Source organism: Peptacetobacter sp. AB800, assembly GCF_047807365.1.
In the GTDB taxonomy this organism is placed as follows: domain Bacteria; phylum Bacillota; class Clostridia; order Peptostreptococcales; family Peptostreptococcaceae; genus Peptacetobacter.
Genome location: NZ_JBLOUI010000067.1, coordinates 1 through 5,208, shown reverse-complemented (window position 1 = coordinate 5,208; position 5,208 = coordinate 1). Strand labels below are relative to the sequence as shown.

The following is a 5,208-nucleotide window of genomic DNA, read 5'->3' as shown; positions in this document are numbered from 1 at the left end:
TTGTTAGGTTTATTTGTTGTGCAATTTTTTAAAATTTTTGAAATCAAGTTTAACCCATCGATTTATTTTTTGTTTCGAGAGTATTTTTTTCATATCAAGTTAACAAAACCATTATTTACTTTTTATTATTTTTTTCATTTTAAATTATAACATATAATCCTAATCTAGGATATCTCTTAATTTTTCGCTGAATACTGATTCAAATTCTCCTATTTCATTTTCAAACTCTTCACAGCTATCGTAGTTTTCACATATGTATATTACTACATCGTCTGTTGTAGCTGCTATCTTATCCAATGTTTCTTTGTAAAGTATTTCTATTCCTGTTACCTCTTCAAAGAAATCACCTATTACATCGTATATATCGTCTATTATTTTGTTTCCTTCTTCTCTTCCAAATTTATCTTTTATTTCATTTCTAGCCTCTCCACCTAATACAGTATCTCTTATGTAGTAGATAAAGTTTTCAAAATCTCCTGTATTGCTACAAGGCTCTATTTCAAATAGTATTCTAAAGAATAAATTCCATGGGAATTCTGTATTAAGTCTTTTTCTAAACATTGCTCCAAGTCTTTCCCCAAATGCTCTTCTAAATACTGGCTCTCTTTCAAATTCTATCTCAGAATTAAAATCTATTTCTTTAGTTACAATCTGTCCAAACATACTAAATTCACTAAGCATATACTCCGGAATTTTTTCTTCAGATTCTACCTTATCAAGAGAATAGCTGATTATAGTTTCACATGGTTTTTTAAAGTCAACTATAAATCCTATGCTCTGTAGCATTTTCTGTGAGAATATATCATATACAAACTTAGCAAATAGTTTTTCTATTTCACTCCTACTTATATCCCGATTGAATACATGAGGTGTGTGGAATGTTTTGTAAAGGCTAAGAAGCTGTTTATCTATCATTGTAAGGCTTTGCTTTATAGTCTTCATCATATCCTTTATAAATCCATCCTGTAGAAGATATGTGTTATTTTTGTATATAACCTTATGTTCTATTTCACCCCAGAATACATTTACCATTGATTTTATCTGCAATTCAAAGTTTATATTTCTGTTAAGTATTTTGTATATTCCGTCAATTTTATAAATTTCAAATCCATTTTTCTGTCTGCACGGCTGTTTTTCAGAAAGTTTTAACTGTATATTTTTATTTGATTTATTGTAGTAGTATACTTTATCATCTGTTTTATTAAAATATCTTCTAATAGCTCTGTAAACCTTGTTTTCCTCTTCAATAAATCTGCACTCTATTCTTATTCCTATTAAATCGGGTAAAAAGTCCATCATTTCTGATGCAGCATCAAATTTAACTAGGTATCTATTTCTAATTATCTTTTCTCTTAAACTAGATTCTGATTTGACTCTAGATGACATACTTATATATTCTTGTTCTTTTTCTTGAAGTATCTTTTCAAAGTATGTTTCTATCTCATCTGCTATGTCTAAAAGCATAGGAGTCATATCATCGAGTATATTTACGGCATTGTCTATAAATTCAAATTCTTTTAATCCCATTTTATATTCCTTTCGAGTTTAAAATTATTATTACTTATAATCTATATTATAATACTTTATGAGATGTAAATCTATGCAAAAAAATATTGCACCCAAACTATTTTAGCCGAGTGCAATACTTTATTTTTATATTCTTTATTTTTTAATTACTTTTGAGATAATTTTTTATTTATTTCGTTCCAAGCCATTCTACAATGTCTTGCATTACCTCATCACGATTAATTTCATTTAATATTTCATGTCTAGCATCTTTATATAGCTTCATTGAAACATCTTTTAAACCATATTTTATATATCTGTCGTACAAGTTTTTTACACCTTTTCCATTTTTACCAACCGGATCTTTTTCTCCAGATATTATTAAAACAGGTACGTGATTAGTTAGTTTTAATAAATTTCTTTTGTCTTCAATATATTTTAGACCATTTATAAAATCTCTATAAAATCCTGTAGTACATATAAAGCCACATTTTTCATCGGCTATATATTTATCTACCTCTTTTTCATCTCTAGAAAGCCAATCAAAGTCTGTTCTAGGATTTTTAAATTGTCTATTATTTCCACCAAAAATCAATTTATCTAAGAATTTGCTTCTATGTCTATCTCCGTGTACTAGCTCTACACATGATATTACAGGTGTTGCTAGTTTTAAAACAGACCCAAAATCTCCGCAAGACCCCGAAAGAATTATCGCATTTACAGAATCAGCATAGTCTATAAGATATTTCTGTGCTGCAAATGAGCCCATACTATGTCCGAAAAGATATACTGGGACTCCTTGATTTTCAGCTTTTATTATGTCTGTGAGAATCTTCATATCCTTGACAAGTATGTCGAATCCGTCATTTTCAGCAAGATATCCTAAATCCTCAAGACATTTTTCACTTTCCCCATGTCCTCTATGATCATTTACATATACTATATATCCAGATTTTGTAAGCTTTTCTGCAAAACGTTCGTATCTTTTTGCATTTTCAGCCATTCCATGAGAGATTTGAACAATACCTTTTATCTTGTATTCGTCTTCATTCTCCCATCTAATAGCAGATATTTCTTTCCCATCCGCTCCTTCGAATCTGAATTCTCTACACTTCAAATTAATACACCTTCTTAATTATCTAACCCTTTATTTTACTTCAGCCTTTTCTACAAGCTGTTCTACATGTTTTATATATTTTTCATCTAATATTTTTTTCTTTATTTCTTCTTTACATTTATCTAATTCTTCTATTTCAGATTTTATGTCGTTTATTTTTACTATTTCATAGCCGTTGTTAGTAGCTATTAATTTAGATACATCGCCTTTTTTAAGCTTGAACACTTCTCTTGTAAATAATGCATCTTTTGCATCTTTAGTGAAGTATCCTAAATCTCCACCTTTTTCACCAGTTTTTTTGTCGTCAGAGTATTTTTTAGCAAGTGCTGCGAAATCTTCTCCTGAAGCTGCTCTTTTCTGAACTTCTTCTGCAGTTTTTTTGATTTCTTCTTTTTTCTCATCTGATACTGCGTTCTGGTTTCTATCTACTGTTGCAAATAGTATATGTGATGCGTCTACCATATCTTTTTTGAACTCTTCTCTATGTTTAGCATAATAAGCGCTTATTTCTGCATCTGATACAGTCTGTTTTTCGTTAAAAGCATCTCTATATGCGTTTATTACATTGTCTTTAGCTATAAAGTTTTCTAATGCTTCTTCTGTAACTCCATTGTCCTCTAAATCTTTTTTGAATTTTGGATTTTCTTTTAGAGCTTCTTTTAATTCTGATGTTCTACTGTCGTTATCTTCAGATTTTACAGTTATTCCGTCAGCTATTGCCTGCTGATATACAACTTCACTATCTACAAGGAATGTAGCTGCATTTTTTTCTAACTCTTCCTCTTCTTCTTTAGACATATCTTCTGCGTCTTTTCCTGTTTTATATTCGTTTACAGATGTTATTATCGCTTTTGCAACTTTTAAATCATCTGCTGTTATTTCTGTGTCGTTTACTTTGGCTACAGTTCCCTTTGAACAAGCTGTTAGAGAAAGAACTGCTACCATACCTAAAGCTATTGCTAATTTCTTTTTAAACATTTTCCTTCCTCCTTAGTTTAAACTTAAATTCTGTAACCAGAAGTTTTTAGGTTTTTCGTTCTGTCCTACTGCTGCAAATTCGTATCCATTGTCAGCATAGTATTTTACTAAAGCATCAAATGTTTCTAGTGTCTGTGGTTTTTCATGCATTAATATTATTACATTGTGACCATTTCCATAAGTTTTTACTACATTCATTATCTGAGCTGCGTTTCCTCTCCAGTCGTTTGTATCAACGTTCCAGTCCCAGATTTTATATCCAGCAGCCACCATATTGTCATATGAAGCCTGTGTAGTATATGGTTTACTACCAAATGGTACTCTTATTACTTTTGAAGTTTTTCCAGTTATGTCTGTATAAGTTTTAGAGCACTGGTCAAATTCTTTCTTAGCTGCATCTGGAGCTTTGTATAACTGTTTTACATCATGAGTTACACTGTGGAATCCAGCTGTACTTGTACTATTTGCTATGTTTTTAACCTGCTGTGGGTAAGCTTTCATATTTCCATTTATCATGAAGAATGTAGCTTTAGCGTTATATTTTTCAAGTATTTTTAACATCTGATCAGTATATTTTGATGGTCCATCATCTATTGTTATATATACTGTTTTTCCTGATGTTTTTTCTGGACCTTTTTCAGCCTCTTTTGAAGTATTTTCAACCATTTCTGTAAGTGTTGTAGTTGTTAAATCCGCACTTCTTGGATTTGACTTGTCATACACATTATTACCAGCAAGTACATTGAATAGTACCGCACAAACTGCAACTATTAAAACTACTGCACCTATTATAATTATTCTCTGCTGCTGTTTCTTTTTTCTTCTTTTAGCAGCTTTTGTAGCTGACTTCTTTTTACTCTGAGAAGTCGATTTTTTTGTTTCTTTATTGTCTGTCATCTTTAATCCTCCTAAAAAAAATTACCAACAAATATTACTCAATCACACAACTTATTACATTATACTACAAAATCATCTTTATATGTATTAAACTAAACTTTTTTCACCAAATTGTAACTCTCTCATTTGAAAATTGGCAATTTAATTATAGAAATTAACTTTTTTTTGTAGTATAATTAACTTACATTATAAATATAGGGGATGATTTTATGTATCAGTATGACGATTATATTAACTTAGAAAATTCGTTAGATTTGCCTACCGAGATAAGAGGTAAGTGTGTTCGTGTTGTTAGCGTTTTAGAAAATCTCGAAGATATTGTGATTGTACATAAATTCAAACTTTATGTAGTAAATGAAAGGTATATAGTAGGAATAAATTCAGATTTAAATAGATAAACGCAAATACATATTAATGTATTAAATTAAAACTAAATAGCTTTTAATCAGTACCGTTTTTTAACGGTACTTTTTTTATTTTTTTCTGTTTTTATAATTTTTTGTTATCAATTATATTAAAATGTCATTTATTTACTACTCATTTTTTTAATGACATATCAAGTAGGGGCTAACTTGTAGCCCCTCTCACACCACGGAGCATGCCGTTCGGCACTCCGCGGTTCAATTTCATATAATAATCTAAGCAACTTATTAATCCTCTTTTAGTGAAAATTTCCTTTGTTATTTTATTTAGTCCAGTTGTCTTAATTA

The 5,208-nt window shown here is 29.9% G+C and carries 5 protein-coding genes; 1 reads left to right on the top strand and 4 read right to left on the bottom strand.

The features are described 5' to 3' along the window. Positions 1-159 precede the first annotated feature (159 nt). The 4 genes from ACK2WN_RS11765 to ACK2WN_RS11750 form a co-directional block, all read right to left on the bottom strand. The gene (locus ACK2WN_RS11765; RefSeq protein ID WP_006440219.1) at positions 160-1,527 is read right to left on the bottom strand and encodes a GTP pyrophosphokinase; all 1,368 of its coding nucleotides are present in this window, start codon (positions 1,525-1,527) and stop codon (positions 160-162) included. Positions 1,528-1,696: 169 nt separating this feature from the next. Further along, positions 1,697-2,623 carry an alpha/beta hydrolase gene (locus tag ACK2WN_RS11760; protein ID WP_300530410.1) on the bottom strand — a complete coding sequence of 309 codons (927 nt, stop codon included), beginning with the start codon at positions 2,621-2,623 and terminating at the stop codon, positions 1,697-1,699. 30 nt (positions 2,624-2,653) lie between these two features. Then, positions 2,654-3,601 carry a peptidylprolyl isomerase gene (locus ACK2WN_RS11755; RefSeq protein WP_416155671.1) on the bottom strand — a complete coding sequence of 316 codons (948 nt, stop codon included), beginning with the start codon at positions 3,599-3,601 and terminating at the stop codon, positions 2,654-2,656. Positions 3,602-3,613: 12 nt separating this feature from the next. Further along, complete coding sequence (locus ACK2WN_RS11750; protein ID WP_416155670.1) at positions 3,614-4,498, bottom strand: polysaccharide deacetylase family protein; 885 nt, start codon at positions 4,496-4,498, stop codon at positions 3,614-3,616. Positions 4,499-4,707: 209 nt separating this feature from the next. On the opposite strand from ACK2WN_RS11750, the gene ACK2WN_RS11745 reads away from it, so the two are divergent. Then, positions 4,708-4,896, top strand: coding sequence for a hypothetical protein (locus ACK2WN_RS11745; protein WP_300530419.1), 189 nt, complete (start codon positions 4,708-4,710; stop codon positions 4,894-4,896). Positions 4,897-5,208: the final 312 nt, after the last annotated feature.